At 62.6% G+C, this 18,643-nt stretch carries 13 protein-coding genes and 2 pseudogenes; 10 read left to right on the top strand and 5 right to left on the bottom strand.

All coding sequences use genetic code 11. The annotated features are described in order from the left end of the window. The first annotated feature begins 37 nt into the window (after positions 1 to 37). The 4 genes and pseudogenes from M2282_RS13790 to M2282_RS13775 all read left to right on the top strand — a co-directional run bounded on the left by M2282_RS13790 (position 38) and on the right by M2282_RS13775 (position 3,740). The gene (locus M2282_RS13790; protein ID WP_280809340.1) at positions 38 to 1,036 is read left to right on the top strand and encodes a Bug family tripartite tricarboxylate transporter substrate binding protein; all 999 of its coding nucleotides are present in this window, start codon (positions 38 to 40) and stop codon (positions 1,034 to 1,036) included. Between the two features lie 33 nt (positions 1,037 to 1,069). After that, a complete protein-coding gene (locus M2282_RS13785; protein ID WP_280809339.1) occupies positions 1,070 to 1,819 on the top strand; it encodes an electron transfer flavoprotein subunit beta/FixA family protein in 750 nt (249 codons plus the stop codon). Positions 1,820 to 1,821: 2 nt separating this feature from the next. Further along, positions 1,822 to 2,754: an electron transfer flavoprotein subunit alpha/FixB family protein gene (locus M2282_RS13780; RefSeq protein WP_280809338.1), complete on the top strand. Its 933-nt coding sequence runs from the start codon at positions 1,822 to 1,824 to the stop codon at positions 2,752 to 2,754. A 15-nt stretch (positions 2,755 to 2,769) separates the two neighbouring features. Next, positions 2,770 to 3,740, top strand: a pseudogene (locus M2282_RS13775) (NAD(P)H-dependent flavin oxidoreductase). A 685-nt stretch (positions 3,741 to 4,425) separates the two neighbouring features. On the opposite strand, the gene M2282_RS13770 reads toward M2282_RS13775, so the two are convergent. Beyond that, on the bottom strand, positions 4,426 to 4,908 hold the full coding sequence (locus M2282_RS13770; protein ID WP_280809337.1) for a GreA/GreB family elongation factor: 483 nt from the start codon (positions 4,906 to 4,908) through the stop codon (positions 4,426 to 4,428). 402 nt (positions 4,909 to 5,310) lie between these two features. Between M2282_RS13770 and M2282_RS13765 the strand changes: the two are divergent. The 6 genes and pseudogenes from M2282_RS13765 to M2282_RS13740 all read left to right on the top strand — a co-directional run bounded on the left by M2282_RS13765 (position 5,311) and on the right by M2282_RS13740 (position 15,291). Further along, positions 5,311 to 5,819, top strand: a pseudogene (locus M2282_RS13765) (DUF1993 domain-containing protein). 532 nt (positions 5,820 to 6,351) lie between these two features. Continuing rightward, entirely contained in the window at positions 6,352 to 10,440 is a 4,089-nt protein-coding gene (locus tag M2282_RS13760) for a PIN domain-containing protein (RefSeq protein WP_280809336.1), read from the top strand. Positions 10,441 to 11,030: 590 nt separating this feature from the next. Continuing rightward, positions 11,031 to 11,606 carry a TRAP transporter small permease gene (locus M2282_RS13755; protein ID WP_280809335.1) on the top strand — a complete coding sequence of 192 codons (576 nt, stop codon included), beginning with the start codon at positions 11,031 to 11,033 and terminating at the stop codon, positions 11,604 to 11,606. Continuing rightward, a complete protein-coding gene (locus M2282_RS13750) occupies positions 11,603 to 12,901 on the top strand; it encodes a TRAP transporter large permease (protein WP_280809334.1) in 1,299 nt (432 codons plus the stop codon). Before M2282_RS13755 ends, M2282_RS13750 begins: the two co-directional genes overlap by 4 nt. Before the next feature lie 48 nt (positions 12,902 to 12,949). Continuing rightward, positions 12,950 to 13,987 (top strand): DctP family TRAP transporter solute-binding subunit, encoded by a 1,038-nt coding sequence (locus M2282_RS13745; protein WP_280809333.1) that lies wholly within the window; start codon positions 12,950 to 12,952, stop codon positions 13,985 to 13,987. Positions 13,988 to 14,235: 248 nt separating this feature from the next. After that, positions 14,236 to 15,291 carry a nucleoside hydrolase gene (locus M2282_RS13740; RefSeq protein WP_280809332.1) on the top strand — a complete coding sequence of 352 codons (1,056 nt, stop codon included), beginning with the start codon at positions 14,236 to 14,238 and terminating at the stop codon, positions 15,289 to 15,291. A 72-nt stretch (positions 15,292 to 15,363) separates the two neighbouring features. On the opposite strand, the gene M2282_RS13735 is transcribed toward M2282_RS13740, so the two are convergent. The 4 genes from M2282_RS13735 to M2282_RS13720 all read right to left on the bottom strand — a co-directional run bounded on the left by M2282_RS13735 (position 15,364) and on the right by M2282_RS13720 (position 18,552). Further along, positions 15,364 to 16,101, bottom strand: a complete 738-nt coding sequence (locus M2282_RS13735) for an amino acid ABC transporter ATP-binding protein (RefSeq protein WP_206179340.1) — start codon at positions 16,099 to 16,101, stop codon at positions 15,364 to 15,366. Between the two features lie 35 nt (positions 16,102 to 16,136). Further along, the gene (locus tag M2282_RS13730) at positions 16,137 to 16,826 is read right to left on the bottom strand and encodes an amino acid ABC transporter permease (RefSeq protein ID WP_280809331.1); all 690 of its coding nucleotides are present in this window, start codon (positions 16,824 to 16,826) and stop codon (positions 16,137 to 16,139) included. 1 nt (position 16,827) lies between these two features. Beyond that, positions 16,828 to 17,559, bottom strand: coding sequence for an amino acid ABC transporter permease (locus M2282_RS13725; protein WP_280809330.1), 732 nt, complete (start codon positions 17,557 to 17,559; stop codon positions 16,828 to 16,830). A 93-nt stretch (positions 17,560 to 17,652) separates the two neighbouring features. Next, a complete protein-coding gene (locus M2282_RS13720; protein ID WP_280809329.1) occupies positions 17,653 to 18,552 on the bottom strand; it encodes an amino acid ABC transporter substrate-binding protein in 900 nt (299 codons plus the stop codon). Positions 18,553 to 18,643 lie beyond the last annotated feature (91 nt).

The raw sequence follows: 18,643 nt of genomic DNA, 5'->3' as shown, positions 1-18,643 counted from the left end.
GCCTCAGGAATTCCAGAAACCGAACGAGAGACAAGCCATGACCCATCAAGCTTCCAACCGCCGTGCGCTGCTCTGTGCCGCCGCATCGACCGCCGCGCTGTTCGCAATGGCCCCCGCCCACGCACAGGCGCCCTACCCGAACAAGCCGATCCGCCTCGTCGTGCCTTTCCAGGCCGGTGGCGCCACCGACGTGCTCGCGCGCGTGCTCGGCCAGAAGATGTCGGCGGGCCTCGGCCAGCCCGTCGTCATCGACAACAAGCCGGGCGCGGCCGGCATCATCGGCACCGATGCGGTCGCCAAGTCGGCGCCCGATGGCTACACCATCGTCTTCTCGCTCAGCAACGCGCTGCTGACCAACGAGTTCCTCTACGACAAGCTGCCCTACGACACGCAGCGCGACCTCACGCTGGTCTACCAGGTGGCGATGGGTCCGCTGGTGCTGGTGGTGCATCCGAGCGTGCCGGCCAAGACCGCGCCGGAACTGCTGAAGTACGTTGCCGCGAACAAGGGCAAGGTGGCCTACGGTTCGTACGGCGTGGGCGCGTACCCGCACCTGGCCGGCGCGCACATGAGCCTCACGCAGCAGGCCGACATGAACCACGTCGCCTACAAGGGCGAGGCGCCGATGATGCAGGACCTCATCGGCGGGCAGATCCAGATGGCCTATGCAAGCGCGCTGGTGGCCAAGCCGCACATCGACGCGGGCAAGGTGCGGGCCATTGGCGTGAGCGGCGAGCGCCGCATGGCCGCGCTGCCCGATGTGCCCACGCTGGCCGAGCAGGGCCTGAAGGACGAGGCCTACCGCGTGAGCGGCTGGCTCGCCTTCGCGGTGCCTGCCAAGACGCCCAAGCCCATCGTGGACCGCATCGCCGACGAAGTGCGCAAGGCCTCGCAGCAGCCCGACGTGCGCGAGCGCATCGCGGCCATGGGCTTCGAGCTCAAGGACAGCTCGCCCGAACTCTTTGCCGCCGCGTGGAAGCAGGAGCGCCCGGTGTGGGAGCGGCTCATCAAGCAATCGGGCGCGAAGCTCGAGTGAACGAAGCTCATCTGATTTTTTGAAGGAACAACCATGAAGATTCTTGTGCCTGTCAAACGGGTCGTCGACTACAACGTGAAGGTGCGCGTCAAGAGCGACGGCACCGGGGTGGACATTGCCAACGTCAAGATGAGCATGAACCCCTTCGACGAGATCGCTGTCGAAGAAGCGGTTCGCCTGAAGGAGAAGGGCGTGGTCACTGAAGTGATCGCCGTCTCCTGCGGCGATGCGAAGTGCCAGGAAACGCTGCGCACCGCGATGGCCATCGGCGCGGATCGCGGCATCCTGGTCGAAACCACCGAAGAACTGCAGCCACTCGCTGTTGCCAAGCTGCTCAAGGCGCTGGTCGACAAGGAACAGCCCCAGCTCATCATCCTCGGCAAGCAAGCCATCGACGACGACGCCAACCAGACCGGCCAGATGCTGGCCGCACTCGCCGACCTGCCCCAGGCCACCTTCGCCTCCAAGGTCGACCTGGCCGCCGACAAGGTCACCGTTGCACGCGAAGTCGACGGTGGCATGGAAACGCTGACCCTCACGCTGCCCGCAGTCATCACGACCGACCTGCGCCTGAACGAGCCGCGCTACGTCACCTTGCCCAACATCATGAAGGCCAAGAAGAAGCAGCTCGATGTCTTCAAGCCCGAAGACCTGGGTGTCGATGTGAAGCCTCGCCTGAAGACCCTGAAGGTCAGCGAGCCCCCGAAGCGCGGTGCCGGCATCAAGGTGCCTGACGTTGCAACGCTGGTGGACAAACTGAAGAACGAAGCGAAGGTGATCTGAACATGACCGCACTTGTTATTGCCGAACACGACCACGCGACCGTCAAGCCCGCGACCCTCAACACTGTGACCGCAGCACTGGCTTGCGGTGGCGACGTCCACGTGCTCGTGGCCGGTGCCAATGCCGCCGAAGCCGGCAAGGCCGCAGCGCAGATCGCAGGCGTCGCCAAGGTCATCGTGGCCGACAGCCCGAGCCTGGCCGAGAACCTCGCTGAAAACGTCGCTGCTCAAGTCCTGGCCATCGCCAGCAACTACAGCCACATCCTGTTCCCCTCCACCGCCAACGGCAAGAACGTCGCCCCGCGCGTGGCCGCCAAGCTGGACGTGGCGCAGATCAGCGACATCACCCTGGTTGTCAGCCCCGACACCTTCGAGCGCCCGATCTACGCCGGCAACGCGATTGCCACCGTGCAGAGCAGCGATGCCACCAAGGTGATCACGGTCCGCACGACCGGGTTCGATGCAGCCGCAGCAACGGGCGGCAGCGCCACCGTCGAAACCGCTGAAGGCGTCGCAGACAGCGGCAAGAGCAGCTTCGTCGGCCGCGAAGTCACCAAGAGCGAACGCCCCGAACTGACCGCCGCCAAGATCATCGTGTCGGGCGGACGGGCTCTGGGCAGCGCCGAGAAGTTCACCGAAGTGATGGCTCCTCTGGCCGACAAGCTCAACGCGGGCCTGGGCGCCAGCCGCGCCGCCGTCGATGCGGGCTACGCCCCGAACGACTGGCAGGTAGGCCAGACCGGCAAGATCGTCGCGCCGCAGCTGTACATCGCAGCGGGCATCTCGGGTGCGATCCAGCATCTGGCCGGCATGAAGGACTCCAAGGTGATCGTGGCGATCAACAAGGACGAGGAAGCACCGATCTTCAGCGTCGCCGACTACGGCCTCGTGGCCGACCTGTTCGTGGCCGTGCCCGAACTCGTCAAGGCTCTGTAAGGCAGGCGGCGAAGGATGAAGACCCGCATCACCGAACTGCTCGGCATCCGCTATCCCATCGTGCAGGGCGGCATGCAATGGGTAGGCCGCGCCGAGCTGGCCGCGGCCGTGTCGAACGCCGGCGGCCTGGGCATCGTGACGGCGCTCACGCAGCCCACGCCCGACGATCTGCGCAATGAGATCGCGCGCACCCGCACGTTGACGACAAACCCTTCGGCGTGAACCTCACGATCCTGCCCGCGGTGAAGCCGCCGCCGTATGCGGAGTACGTGCAGGCCATCATCGACAGCGGCATCAAGATCGTCGAGACCGCGGGCAACAGCCCGAAGGATTTCATCGAAGCGCTCAAGCGCCACGACGTGAAGATAGTGCACAAGTGCACCTCGGTGCGCCATGCGCTTTCGGCAGAACGCAATGGCGTGGATGCGGTGTCGGTGGACGGCTTCGAGTGCGCGGGCCATCCGGGCGAGGACGACGTGCCCGGCCTCGTGCTGCTGCCGATTGCGGCGCGCAAGCTGCGCATTCCGATCATTGCCTCGGGCGGCATCGCCGACGGTCGCGGCATGGCGGCCGCGCTGGCGCTGGGCGCCGAGGGCGTGAACATGGGCACGCGCTTCTGCGTGACGCAGGAAGCGCCTATCCACGCGAACATCAAGCAGGCGCTGGTCGATGCGACCGAGCGCGACACCAAGCTGATGTTCCGCACCATGCGCAGTACCGCGCGGGTGTTCCGCAACGCCATCTCCGAAGAGGTGGTGGCGACGGAGAACCGCCCCGGCGGCTGCGAATTCGAGGAAGTGCGCCCGCTGGTGGCCGGCGCGCGTGGCCGCGCGGCGCTGGAGTCGGGCGAGGTGCAGAACGGCGTGGTCTCGGCCGGCCAGTGCATCGGGCTGATCGACGACGTGCCGACCTGCGCGGAGCTGATCGAGCGCATGGTGCGTGAATGCCGTGAGCATCTGGACCGGGCGCGGGGCTGGATGGACTGAGTCTTTCTGCTCGCATCCGGGGGCGCTCACGAGGTCTGCTTACGGCGCATTGCGGAAGCTGCATTTGTTGGCGGTTGCCGAGACTTCGTGCCGCATGGAACGGCGACTTGCCGTGTTCTTCTTTAGAGTGAATGCCCCTGTCACTCGATACCCCAACAAGGGGAGAAGAAAGGCGCAACACACCAAGCCACCACCGAGATGTTTGAAGGCTGCTTGCCTCGCAGCAGGTTGTCGGTGCGAAAGCAGCGATGCAAATGCGAGGTTTCAAAAGGCGACGGCCAGGGTGTTACGAGCACCCCAGCCGTCTAACCAAGTTCGTGCACACACCTTGAAAGGAAACGCACAAAAATGGCTACCAAGACTATAGCCCGGCCTCGCACGCCGGTAGCTTCCGAAGACAACGCCCAAGACCCGGCGGATCTTCTCGAAAACACACTCTCTCAACTCGAAGCTCTTCTGTGGGTTTGCCACGGGGAAGACATCGACTGGTGCAGCGGGGACGGGCCTCGACAACTGGACAACGTGCTTTGGCTTGCGGCTGAACTTGCTCGCAAGGCTGGGGAGCTGTTTCAGGTGAGCGAGATGGCGCGACGCGGAGCGCTTGAGACTGGCGGTTAGCGGCTGGTCTGCGGGCTGCGGGTTTCGCGGCCCGCCCTGGCGAAGGCGGCGTGAATTTTCTTGCGGCTTAATGAACCCGCAGCACCTCAAACTGCCGTCGGCTTAGAGCCACCTGTATCGACACCTCATCACCCTCGCATTTGCCCAGCATGGCCCTGCCCAAAGGTGCTTCGCTGCTGATGACCTGAACGAGCTGAGCGCCGCTGACCAACGTCATGCCGCCCCCATTCGGACCGAGGAAAAGCTGTTGCTGCTTGTCGTCGGAATCGACCAGGCAGACCAGCGCGCCGATCTCTATACCTTTGCTGGCGTCGTAGGGAGGCGGGCGGAATCGGCGCCAGTTGGCCATTGCCTGGCGGATCGCTTCGGCGCGCCGAGCTTGGCCAGTGGCCAGGTAGGCGGCTTCGAGTCCCAATGTGTCGTATTTGTTTTCGGCGACGTTCTCTTCGTGAGTCGCCGTTTCATGGGCCGCCCGCACTGCCTGCTCGGCTTGCAGCAGGTCTTCAGCGAGCCGTTCCAACACCTGTTGTTGAAGCAAGAATTTATCCATGACGAAAGGTCGGCATCTCGAGCAAGCGGGGGGTAGGTTTTGAATATGAAGGGATCCAGAACCCTTCGACGCTTATGTTGGCTGCAGGTTAACTTCATCTCAGCTATGGGCCCATCCGCGCCGTTTCGCTGCCTGGTGTGGAACGGCAGCAGACAGTCTGAAGCGTGCGTACGCGAAGGACTGCTGTGTAGCGATCGCGGTCTGTCGTGGGTCTGCAATTGACGTCCGCTTCTTGCTGGTGAATTGCCCTTCAACACGGCTGCTCCAGCTACCAGCGGGAAGAAAAGCTGGCCGCAAAAGCCGGGGCGATTCAGTTCGCCCTGTGCTGTTAGCCTTACATGGTCGGCAGCGCCTCTGCCACGCCAACTCCGGCCATCGTGCCCAATTTTAGAAGTGACCTCCATGACCAGCCCGCTGTACAACGCCTCCGTTCCCGTCATGCAGCAGATGCTGCGCGCCCTGTCCGACGTGCTCAAGAAGGCCGAAGATCACGCGACGCAAAAAAATATCGATCCCAATGCGCTGCTGCAGGCGCGGCTGTTCCCTGACATGTTTCCGCTGGTACGCCAAGTACAGATCGCCGCAGACTTCTCCAAGGGCATTGCCTCCCGCCTGGCTGGTGCCGAGGTGCCGTCCTGGCCCGACACTGAGGTCAGCTTCGCCGACCTGCAAGCGTTGATCGCCAAGCTTTGGCCCATATCGGCTCCTTCAAGTCGGAGCAATTCGATTCAAGCGAGAGCCGCGAGATCGTATTGCGCCCCGGCACCCCCAAGGAAAAGAAGCTGACCGCAGGCGCATATCTTCTGCACTATGGACTGCCGCAGTTTTTCTTCCACGTGACCACCACCTATGCCATCTTGCGCCACAACGGTATTGAGATCGGTAAGCGCGACTACATGGGTGCCTACTGACCCAAGACAGACAGGAGTTCAGCCACTCTGGCCACTGCGCTCGATAGCAACTAGAGCCTCCGTCGCTGCGCGATTTCAGCTAACTGTGGATGGAGGCTTTATCTACCCCAATTGGCTTGGCGCCTGGTCAAAGCTGACCAAATGTCTGCTGCGTTGGTCTGTGAATTACACGGTCGACCAGTTGCGAACGTTCGACGTTGGTCTGCTGATGGCGGCTATGCAGCGGTATCCGTCCGTCGAACACCTGTGCCCAACGGCGGCTTTGCTTCGTAACGCCGTCACTGAGCCGCACTCGCACGCTCAAGGTCGGCAGCGATAGCAGTCAATCATGCTCGGCATTGACGGCTTCCCTTCAAAGGGCAACCGCCCCCTGCCGGAACACACTTGTGGCCGCAGCCCGCAGTGATTACCAGCAGTCTCATTGGAATTCAGCTCCGGCGCCCTGGCATCGTGCGAACAAGTGGTCGGCCGCCATCTAAGCCATGGGGTCGCTCGCTAGACTGACGGTATCCCCCAAGGCACGAGGTTCATCTTGCACAGCATCCCGTTCGAAATCCCGCCGCCCAAGAACGAGGCTGACTTTGAGCGCATGTGCGCGCAGGTCTACGGTGTCGTATTCGACGACCGCATGCCGAAGATGAATGGGCGCCGTGGGCAGGTGCAAGGCGGCGTGGACGTGTTTGTCAAACAGGCTGGCATCGGCAGGGTTGGCATTCAGTGCAAGAAGTACACGATAAAGGCTGTCAAGTGGGCGGACGTGGAAGAAGAGGTCGGCAAGGCCGACGTCCACAAGACGCCCATCAAAAAGCTCATTCTTGCTACGACGGCACCCAACGACGCTCCCCTTCTGAAGAAGGTGCAGGCCTTGTCGGATGAACGAGAGGCTAAAGGCCTGTTCTCCGTTGAAGTCGAGTTTTGGGACGACATCTGCAACCACATTGACCGCTTCCCTGTTTTGCAGGATAGCTACGCGCCACAATCTCCCGGCGCCGCGTATCACCGCCAAGAAACTGTGCTGGGTACCCTTCAGGAACTTGCTATGGAGACTGGCGCCACATTGCGCAGCCTCGCGAGCCTCCCGACCGCACGTCCCGATTCGACCGACCGACTTATCTCAAACCAACTTGACCGGACCAACGAACTTCTGAAGGCCGGGAAGTACCGCGATGCCCTCGAGCATCTGGCAGTTGTCGGTAAGGACCTCGGACCGTTCGACGCTCACCAGAAAGCTCGCTGGCACCTACAGCGAGGCTTGAGTCTCTGGTTCGCACGCGACAACGACCAAGAATCGTCAGCCTTGTTCCTTAAGGCCTTCGAGCTATTCCCCGACGACGAACGCATGGCAGCCGCAAACATACGCGGCCTGATGATGCACACGAAGTTGGAGGAGGCGCTTGCCGCTGGTGAGGCAGCGGTCGAGCGGTTCCCCGGGTCCCAGCAGGTCTGGTTCGCGCTGGCAAACGTCAGGCTCCTGCAGGGCGAGGCGCTTCGCATGCAGGATGTTCCGGAAGATCTCCAGAAAGAGCCTGATGCGCTCCAATTCATCGCCCAAGCAGAGCTCAAGGCAGGGAACGTCGAGGAGGCGATCCGACTTAGCCAAGATGCGGCAAAGTCACCGGCTTCCGGCTTCTTCATCCGTGCGACTGCGCTACAGATCGCCGTCGAATGCGGGTCGCGGTTCCCCGTCGGCGCAATGGTAGACGCTCTACCCAAGCGCGAGGAGAGCGCGCTGCGGTTTGCTGTTGACTTGTTTGCGCCGTGGCACGAACGGCTCTGGTCCATCCAGTCCGAGTCAGTCAGCAAGGTGGTCACCCACCTTGGGTTCGCGCTACTCATGCTTCACAGGTTCTCTGAAGCGTTGGCGCTCGCGCAAGAAGCAGAAGCCCATGGGCACCACGGGACTGAAGTGGTGCGGATTCAGATTACAGCGCTCGCCGAACTCGGCAGAGACGATGAAGTCCTTAACCTAACCGCGAGCCGGTTGTCTGAGATGAACCCTTCGTGTCTCTCGGTAGTTGGCCCTGTTGCCGCCAAGATGGGCAACGTTGCTCTCCTTGAACGGGCATTGGCTGCCGCAAGAGCATGGGAGCCCGTCGACGACGAGACCGTTGAACTACTTGCTGCATTGCGCTGGGACGCTCTGTCCCGCATCTCTCAGCAGGAGCTCGCAGTCAAGGAAATCCTGGCTGCGAAGGTGGAACTTGGAGCGAGTCTGATCGCCGCATGCGTTGCTGCGCGCGTGCTGCGTCGGGCAAACCGCGCTCTCGAAGCCGAAGCTGTCGTTGAGCGAGCGAAGACCTTAGTGCCCCCCGGCAGCAGCGAAGGCCAGCGCTTGATGTTGGCCGAACTGCTATTCAACTTTGAGCAGTTTGCAGAAGCTGGTCGGCTGTTTGAACAGCTGGTCACGCCGGGCCGGCTGTCCGCCATTCACAACAGATTGCTCGCGTGTCACGTGAAGTCCCGCAGCAGGCGGAAGGCTAAGGAGCTTCTTGCTGGGTTCCCTGTCGAGTGGATTGAGAACGAAGAAACCAGAGCTCTCGCAATTGAGCTCGGCCAGGACGCCGGCGACTGGGCCTTCCTACGCCCCCTCGTTGAGGCGCACGTCAAGAAACACCCCGCCCATCCTGGCAGTTGGCTCTTTCGAGTTGGAGTGAGCTTGCACTCCTCCTCACCGGCCGAATTTCAGAACGACTTGCGTACAGTCCCTGAATTCCTCGACGGGCCGATTCGTGCAACCGCGCAGCTTGCGTCGCTTGAACTCCGCTACGGAGAACTTGAACGCGGTATGCGGCGGCTGTACCGGATGGTTCGACGCAATCTGGACGAGCCCGAAGCGCTGTCGGCCTACTTAATTTCTGTGGTTGCAGCTTCGGCAAACCTCCCTTACATGTCGGAAGTTCTGCCCGCGGTCGCAGCCGGTTGCTGCGTCAGTTTGCGTGACGAGTTCGGACATGTGACTCGGGTGGTTCTTGACCCATCGGACGTAGGCGACTTGCCCAAGCGCGAAGGCTACGCAGCCTCGGACTCGACCTACGCGGTGGCTCTTGCGGGCGCGGTGGTTGGCCAGGAAGTCAACCTACCCGCTCTGGCCTTCGGAGAGACGCCTCGGTATACGGTCGTGGCCATCGGGTCCGCGTACAGACAGATTCTTCAGGTAGTGCACGAGCGTGCTCATGCTCTGGGCGGCCTGCCCAACATGAAAATGATGCATCTCGGCAAGGATGGCGACGATCAGATAGACCTGACGCAGATGAAGGCCGAGGTGATGCGATCTTCGGAGGTTTCGCGCCGGCTTTTTGAAGCTTATGGCAAGGGGCACATGACGCTCTCAGGCTTTACCGAAGCTCGGGGCCGTAGCGCTGTTGAGGCCGTGCTCGGATGGCCCTCAGAAGGGCCGCCCATTTTCGTCGGGGCAGGAATGGCAGAAGAGCGCGAAATCGCATTGGAACTGCTAGCTCGGAAGGACGCGGTATACGTAGTCGACGCGCTCACGATTGCAGAGCTTGTCAGGCTAGAGGTTCAAGAGGTTCTGGGACATCTCCCGCGTGTCATCGTGTCTCCAGTCACGAAGGGAAAGCTGGAGGAACGGCTGCGCGAGGTGGAGGTAGACCGAAGCGTCGCCACCAGCACAGAAGTTGACGGGGAACTAGCAATCATCGAGCACGATGCCACCTTCCACAAGAGACGGCTCGAATTCTTCCAAGCAGCCGTCGCCGCTGTCGAGAAATACTGCGAGGTTGTACCGGCGTATGGGGAGCTAGAGACCGATGAGGAACTGCCTCGTCTTGCCGACGTGCTTCAAGATGAAGAGATGGAAGTACTGCTCCTCGCACGCGCAACCGATGCGACCTTGCTGACACTAGACGGTCGGCTTCGAATACTGCTTGAGGTCGCCGCCAAAGTTCGAGGAGTCTGGCCGCAGGCAGTTCTGATGCACTGCGGGAACAAGGGACTGCTTGACCGGGTGAAGGTCATGCAGGCGACGGTGCGACAGTTCTTATCTAACCGTAGCTTCGTCTCCTTGGGGGATGCGGACCTTACGTGGATGGTCCTGCAGGGAGGCGCCTACCTGCAGCTCGGGATGCGGCGCTTTAAGACTTACCTCGCATCTGACGCAATTGACTTTCCGTCCGCGACTTCGGTCGCCTTCAGTTTTCTTCGTCAGCTGGGCAAACTCCGAGTACATCTTGGTGCCTTCGGCGAAATCTTTGAACACGTGCTTGAAGCTGCATTGCGCCACAAGCAGTGCCCCAAGGACTTCGATGCCCAAGTGGCCGCCTTTGTAGTGGAGATGACGGACGAACTAAACCCTGGCGCATTTCACCTTTACGGAGGCGTCAATGCGATTCCGCTGCAGCGAGCCAAGTTGCATCAGCAGTATCTCGCTGGGCGTTACAAGAGGGCGAAACAGCGTACAAGCGAACCTGCCCTGGACCGCTCAATCGCCGTCCGCGTTCTTTTCTGCAGTGTCATTCCATGGGTGGTCGAAGACAAAGCAAAGCAGCAGGCCGAGGCAGCGGCAGAGGAATTGAACGCTTCGCGAGGTGAACAGGTGGCGGAAGCTAGATCGGACAAGGACGTCAACATTGATGGAGATTCGGGTTCAACTGAAGCCGTATGAAAATAGCTTCCAACAGCTTGTTCAAGTTCGTGCGCGATCAACGCTACACGCGTCGACACGACCCGATAACGTCAAGATGTCGCCATCAACGACTGCTCTTCGAGAAAGCGGTCAATGTGCAGCGCCTCCGAAAAGGTCGGCTTTCATTCTGAAGCGAACATTGAACGTAGTCATATCAAAGTCGACCGCGACCAACACCAACCCTTCGGACCTCTGCTTGTCCACCCCCCGTCTCTCATAAAGGCTGAGTGGTACGCCCCCGCACGTCCACCTGCAATCTGCCACAGCGGTCGAGCAGCCAACCTCACGCCCGCACTCATCGTGCGCAGGGCATCGGGCAATCCCGCAGCGAAATCAGGAGGAGCGAAGCGGGGGACATTCGCGGAGGGGAGTACCCGGCGGCCTGTGCACACGCCCCGGAAGCGCCTTGGCCAAGCCCCGAAAGGAAGAGCCCAGCTAAGGAAACCCCCGATGCATGAATGGTCATCGACCCTCTAGCATCGGCGGCTGCTCCCCCTTGTCGAGGTGTACGGACCGCGTCCCGGCGTCCGCCCGGTGACATGGCGCCTGCCTCACCTGCCCTTCCTGCGATGACAACTCCTCCCGAGCCCGGCCCCACGCTGGACGCCGCCAGCCCCCTCCCTCCCGACATCGAAGCCGCCGACGAACCGACCAAGGTTCCGCTCGCCATCGAAGACTGGCTCACCGTCATCATCATGGGCGCGCTGGCGCTCATCACCTTTGCCAACGTGCTGGTGCGCTACTTCACCAGCTCGTCCTTCGCGTGGACCGAGGAGTTCTCGGTGTTCCTCATGATCATGCTGGCGCTGGTGGCCGGCTCGGCCGCGGTGGCGCGCGACCGGCACATCCGCATCGAGTACTTCTCCGAAAGCGGCTCGATGGCGCGGCGGAAGCGCCTTGCGCAGTTCGGCGCGCTGATGATCGCCATCCTCTTCGGCCTGATCGGGGCGCTCAGCATCCGCATGGTGTGGGACGACTACCGCTTCGAGGAAACCACGCCGGGTATCGGACTGCCGGCCTGGTGGTATTCGATCTGGCTGCCGATCGTGTCGTATGCCATCGCGGGGCGCGCCGTCGGCCTCATGGTCCGCCGCGTCCGCAAGACCAACTACGCCTCCGACGCACCGAAGGGCGACAAGCCATGATCGCCACCCTGCTCTTCGTCGCCTTCGTCGCGATGATGCTGGTGGGCGTGCCCATCGGCGCCGCACTCGGCCTGGCAGGCGCCGCCTGCATCGCGCTGGCCAACAGCGATGCCCAGTGGTTCGGCCTGCTGGCCGTGCCGCAGAACTTCTATGCGGGCCTGGGCAAGTACCCGCTTCTGGCCATTCCGATGTTCGTGCTGGTGGGCTCCATCTTCGACCGCTCGGGCGTGGCGCTGCGGCTGGTGAACTTCGCGGTCGCCATCGTGGGCCGTGGCCCCGGCATGCTGCCGCTGGTGGCGATTGCGGTGGCGATGTTCCTCGGCGGTATCTCGGGCTCGGGCCCGGCCAACGCCGCCGCCGTAGGCGCGGTGATGATCGCGGCCATGTCGCGCGCCGGCTACCCGGCCGCGTTCTCGGCCAGCGTGGTGGGGGCCGCCGCGGCCACCGACATCCTGATTCCGCCGTCGGTCGCGTTCATCGTCTATTCGGTGCTGGTGCCCGGCGCCTCGGTGCCGGCGCTGTTCGCGGCCGGCATGATCCCCGGCATCATGGCCGGCCTCGCGCTGATGATTCCGGCGGTGTGGCTGGCCCGCAAGCACAAGATGGGCGCCCTCGAAGCGACGCTGCCGCGCCCGCCGTTCTGGAAGAGCTTTCGCGAAGCGATCTGGGGCCTTGCGGCGCCGGTGCTGATCCTCGGGGGCATGCGCGCGGGCTGGTTCACGCCGACCGAAGCGGCGGTGGTGGCGGTGTTCTACGGCCTCTTCGTTGGCATGTGCATCCACCGGACGATCAAGGTGCGCGACCTGTTCGTGATCCTGCGTGAATCGGGCGAACTCTCGGCGGTCATCCTGCTAGTGGTGTCGCTCGCGGGCATCTTCGCGTACTCGCTCTCGACGCTGGGCATCATCGATCCGGTCACGCGGGCCATCGTGAATTCGGGGCTGGGCGAATACGGCATCCTGGCGCTGCTGATCCTCTTGCTCATCACCGTCGGCATGTTTCTCGATGGCGTGTCGATCTTTTTGATCTTCGTGCCACTGCTGCTGCCCATCGTGCAGTACTACAAATGGGACCCGGTGTGGTTCGGCGTGATCCTCACGCTCAAGGTCGCGCTCGGCCAGTTCACGCCACCGCTTGCGGTCAACCTCATGGTCTCTTGCCGCATCGCCAAGGTGCGCATGGAAGAGACGGTGCGCTGGGTGGGCTGGATGCTGTTCTCGATGTTCGTGGTGATGGTGCTGGTCATCGCATTCCCCGAACTGGCGCTCTGGCTGCCGCGCAAGCTGGGCTACTGATTTTTTCGTTCCACATTTCGTTCCATCTACAAAAGAGGAGACCTTCCAATGAAATTCCGCCGCACCCTGCTGGGCCTTGCCGCTGTCGCCGCCACGCTCGGCCTCTTCTCGACCGGCGCGATGGCGCAGGCCGCCTACAAGCCCGAGTACAAGATGTCCCTGGTGCTGGGCCCGCCCACGCCGTGGGGCCAGGCCGGAAAGATCTGGGCCGACCTCGTGAAGGAACGCACCCAGGGCCGCATCAACATCAAGCTGTACCCGGGCGTGTCGCTCATTCAAGGCGACCAGACGCGCGAATTCAGCGCGCTGCGCCAGGGCGTGATCGACATGGCCGTGGGCTCGACCATCAACTGGTCGCCGCAGGTCAAGCAGCTCAACCTGTTCTCGATGCCCTTCCTGATGCCCGACTACGCGGCCATCGACGCGCTCACGCAGGGCGACGTGGGCAAGGAAATGTTCAAGACCCTCGACAAGGCCGGCGTGGTGCCGCTCGCCTGGGGCGAGAACGGCTACCGCGAAATCACCAACTCGAAGAAGCCGATCAAGTCGCCCGAGGACCTGAAGGGCATGAAGATCCGCGTGGTCGGCTCGCCGATCTATTCGGACATGTTCACCGCGCTCGGCGCCAACCCGACGCAGATGAGCTGGGCCGATGCGCAGCCCGCGCTCGCGAGCGGCGCGGTCGACGGGCAGGAGAACCCGCTCTTCCTGTTCACCGTGCTCAAGATGCACACCGTGGGCCAGAAGTTCGTGACCACCTGGGGCTATGTGGCCGATCCGCTGGTCTTCGTGGTGAACAAGGAAATCTGGGCCTCGTGGACGCCGGCGGACCAGGCCCTCGTGCGCCAGGCCGCCATCGATGCGGGCAAGCAGGAAATCGCGATCGCTCGCAAGGGCCTGGTGGAAGCCGACAAGCCAGTGCTCAAGGACATCGCCGCCATGGGCGTGACGGTGACCAGCCTCACGCCGGCCGAGCGCGAAGCCTTCGTGAAGGCGACGCGGCCGGTGTACGACAAGTGGAAGTCGACGGTGGGGGCCGACCTCGTCGCACAGGCTGAGAAGGCGATTGCCGCGCGCAAGAAGTAAGCGGCGTTTTCGCAACACTGCGGGGCCTTCGATGGCCTCGCCGAAGCCCCGCTTGCGGGGCTTTTCTTTTGCCGGTTGCGCACTTTCAACTGCAACGAAAATGGCGGGCGAAATCCTTGGTTTGCGGATCGCCCGATGCCCCGTGGCAGAGGCCCAAAACACGCCTTCGATTTCATGCCGCCGACGCGAAATGCTCTGGCAGACTGGTTTTCACCGCGCGTTTTCTCGCGCTTCAAGGAAGCCATTTCATGCCCCTCTCTTCGCGCTGGAAAGCCGATATCTTCTCGTTCCTTCTCGCGGGATTCGCCCTCTTGATGACCACCAGCATCGCCCCGACCGCAGCGCACGCCGCCGACGCCAACACGGTGCACACGCTGATCATCGACACCGACCCGGGTGCCGATGACGTGATCGCGCTGCTGTTCGCCATGGCATCGCCCGAGCGGTTGAAGATCCAGGCGCTGACCACGGTGGCCGGCAACGTGCCGCTCGCGAAGACCTCGCGCAACGCGCGCCTCGCACGCGAATGGGCCAGGCGCCCCGACATTCCGGTCTACGCCGGCGCGCCGCGCCCCTTGCTGCGCACGCCGATCTACGCGGCCGACGTGCACGGCAGCGAAGGCATCACGGGCGTGCAGGTGTTCGAGCCGAAGCAGCCGCTGGCCGAGGGCAACGCGGTCGACTACCTCGTCCGCACGCTGCGCGCCGCGCCCGAGAAAAGCGTGACGCTCGCGATGCTCGGGCCCGAGACCAACCTCGCGCTGGCGCTCACTCAAGCTCCCGATATCGTGCGCGGCCTGCGCGAGCTGGTGCTCATGGGTGGCGCGCATTTCAACGGCGGCAACATCACGCCGACGGCAGAGTTCAACGTGTTCGCCGATCCGCATGCGGCCGAGATCGTGCTCAAAAGCGGCGTGCCGATCACCATGCTGCCGCTGGACGTGACGCACAAGATCCTCACGAGCCCCGAGCGCATCGCGAAGCTGCGCGGCCTCGGCAACCAGGCAGGCAAGACGGTGGCCGACATCCTCGATGCCTATGTGCAGCACGACATGCAGTACTACGGCCTGCCCGGCGGGCCGGTGCACGACGCCACCGTCATCGCTTATCTGCTGCAGCCTTCGCTCTTCAAGGGCAAGAAGGTGAACGTGGAGGTCGACAGCCGCGAAGGCATCGGTTTCGGCCAGACGGTGACCGACTGGTACGGGGGCCTCAAGCGCCCGGCCAACGTGAACTGGATCGCCGAGGGCGATGCGCAGGGGTTCTTCGATCTGCTGACGCAGAGGATTTCGCGGTTGCCCTGAACCTGCGCGCCCCATGAAAAAAGCCACGCTGCACAACAGCGTGGCTTTTGTCTTTGCGCCGCAGCGGATCGATCAGTGCTGCAGGATCTTGTTCAAGAAGTCCTTGGTGCGCGGCTGACGGTTCTCGGGGTGGTTGAAGAACTCGTCCTTCGGGCAGTCTTCCAGGATCTTGCCGCCCACGTCGATGAAGATCACGCGGCTCGCGACCTTGCGGGCGAAGGCCATTTCGTGCGTGACCACCATCATGGTCATGCCTTCCTTGGCGAGGGCCACCATCACGTCGAGCACTTCGCCGACCATCTCGGGGTCCAGCGCCGAGGTGGGCTCGTCGAACAGCATCACGATCGGGTCCATCGACAGCGCGCGGGCGATCGCCACGCGCTGCTGCTGGCCGCCCGACAGCTGGCCCGGGAACTTGTCCTTGTGCGCCATCAGGCCCACGCGGTCGAGCATCTTCAGGCCACGGGTCTTGGCTTCGTCGGGTGAGCGGCCCAGCACCTTGATCTGCGCGATCGTGAGGTTCTCGGTCACCGACAGGTGCGGGAACAGCTCGAAGTGCTGGAACACCATGCCGACCTTGGAGCGCAGCTTGGGCAGGTTGGTCTTGGGGTCGTGCAGCGGGATGCCGTTGACGGTGATCTCGCCCTTCTGGAAGGGCTCGAGCGCGTTCACGGTCTTGATGAGCGTGGACTTGCCGGAACCCGACGGGCCGCACACCACCACCACGTCGCCCTTGGAGATGTTCACCGAGCAGTCGTTGAGCACCTGCACCGGGCCATACCACTTGGAGACGTTCTTGATTTCAATCATTTTTTCGGACATTTCTTTCTCTCCGGTTCAGCCACTCAGCGAATGATGGCGATCTTCTTGTGCAGGCGCTTGACCAGCCAAGAAAGGGCGTAACACATGACGAAGTACACGACGGCTGCGAGCAGGTAGGCCTCGATCGGACGGCCGAAGTTCTTGCCGGCGGTCTCGAAGCCCTTGAGCATGTCGTAGGCGCCGATGGCGTAGACCAGCGAGGTGTCCTGGAACAGGATGATGGTCTGCGTGAGCAGCACCGGCAGCATGTTGCGGAACGCCTGCGGCAGCACCACCAGGCGCATGTTCTGGCCGTAGGTCATGCCGACCGCCTGCCCCGCATTCACCTGGCCGCGCGGGATCGACTGGATGCCCGCGCGCATGATCTCGGAGAAGTACGCAGCCTCGAACGCGACGAAGGTGATCACGGCCGAGATTTCGGAGCGGTAGTTCGAACCGAGCGAGCCGAACAGCGAATAGAACGACGCCGGCACCAGCAGGAAGAACCACAGGATCACCATCACCAGCGGAATGCTGCGCATGCCGTTGACGTAGATGGCGGCGGGCGTGTCCAGCCACTTCTTGCCCGACAGCCGCATGAGCGCGAGAAGTGTGCCGAAGATCACGCCGCCGATCGTGGCCACCACCGTCAGCATGATGCTGAAGTAGAAGCCCTTGACGACGAAGTTGCTGATGACGTCCCAGTTGTAGAACGACAGGTCGAGATTCATCATGTCAGTGGCCTCCGCCGCCGGCGCTGGCCGAAACGATGAAGCCCGGCACGCGGGTCTTCTTCTCGATGAACGCCATGAGCCGGTTGATGGCCAGGGCCGACACCACGTAGCACGCCGTCACCGCGAGGTAGACCTCGATGCCGCGCGAGGTTTCTTCCTGCGCCTGCATGGCGAACATGGTGAGCTCGGTGACCGACACGGCGAACGCGACGGACGAGTTCTTGAAGATGTTCATCGTCTCGCTCGTGAGCGGCGGGATGATGATGCGGTAGGCCATCGGCAGGATCACGTAGCGGTAGTACTGCACCGTGGTGAAGCCCACCGCCATGCCCGCATAGCGCTGGCCCTTGGGCAGCGCCTGGATGCCCGAGCGCACCTGCTCGGCGATACGCGCGGAGGTGAAGAAGCCCAGAGCCAGCACCACCAGGATGAAGCTCGGCACGCCCTTCATCACCGGGACCATCGCCGGAATGACGTGGTACCAGAGGAAGATCTGCACCAGCAGCGGGATGTTGCGGAACAACTCCACCCATGCATTGCCGAATCGCACCAGCCACGGGCTGTCGGGCAGCGTGCGGATGATGCCGACCAGCGAGCCCAGCACGAGCGCCACGACCAGCGCCAGCAGTGCCACGGACACCGTCCAGCCCCAGGCCGAAAGCATCCACTGCCAGTAGGTCGGATAGTCCCCACCCGGGTCCTGCAGGAACACCTGCCAATCCCAGTTTCCCATTTCTTAACTCCTTCACCGTCTTCGAAAAAACCGTCTCTTGAAAAGAAACGCCCACCTTGAAAGGTGGGCGTCATTCACGCAGCGACGCGCCGATTATTCCTTGACGACGTACTCTTCAGCCGGCTTGTCGTTGGGGTTGGCCCAAGCGTTCTTGGTGGCTTCGCCCAGCGGCAGGTTGATGGTCACGTTGGCCGGGGGAATCGGCTTCAGGAACCACTTGTCGTACAGCTTGGCCAGCTCGCCCGACTTGGCCTGTGCCTTGATGCTGTCGTCCACGGCCTTCTTGAAGGCGGGGTCGTCCTTGCGGATCATGATGCCGATGGGCTCGACGGCCAGCACGTCGTTCAGGATCTTGTAGTCCTTGGGTGCCTTGGACTTGGCGGCCAGCGAAGCCAGGATCGAGCCGTCCATCACGAAGGCGTCGGCGCGGCCGGTTTCCAGCAGCAGGAAGCTGTCGGAGTGGTCCTTGCCGTAGACCTCCTTGAAGCTCAGGTTCTCGGCACGCTTTTGCTTGCGCACGGTCTGCAGCGGCGTGGTGCCGGTGGTGGTGGCGACCGTCTTGTCCTTCAGGTCGGCCAGCGAGTTGATACCCGAGTTGGCCTTGACGACGATCTTGGTTTCTTCGACGTAGGTGGTCACGCCGAAGGCCACGTCCTTCTGGCGGGTGGCGTTGTTGGTGGTGGAGCCGCACTCGATGTCCACGGTGCCGTTCTGCACGAGGGGGATGCGGTTCTGCGACGTCACGGGCTGGTACTTGACTTCGAGCTTCTTGCCAGCGGCCTTCTCGAGGTCCTTGATGATGTTGGCGCAGACGTCGTAGTGGAAGCCGGTGTACTGGCCGTTGCCCAGCGTGTACGACAGGCCTGAGGATTCACGCACGCCTTCGGTGATAACGCCCGAGGCCTTGATCTTGGCCAGGGTGTCATTGGCCTGAGCGAAGGCGCCGCTTGTGGCGAACGCCGCGATTGCCAATGCCATTGCTTGTTTTTTCATGCAGATAACTCCTGAGGGTGACTGAAACAGATACAACTAAATTTTAGACACTCATATTTTGCGTGATACCCGGACCAACCCGGTGCATCCG

The organism is Variovorax boronicumulans (assembly GCF_029892485.1).
In the GTDB taxonomy this organism is placed as follows: domain Bacteria; phylum Pseudomonadota; class Gammaproteobacteria; order Burkholderiales; family Burkholderiaceae_C; genus Variovorax; species Variovorax boronicumulans_B.
Note: the sequence above shows the minus strand (reverse complement) of the source record. Positions and strands in the feature narration are given on the sequence as shown.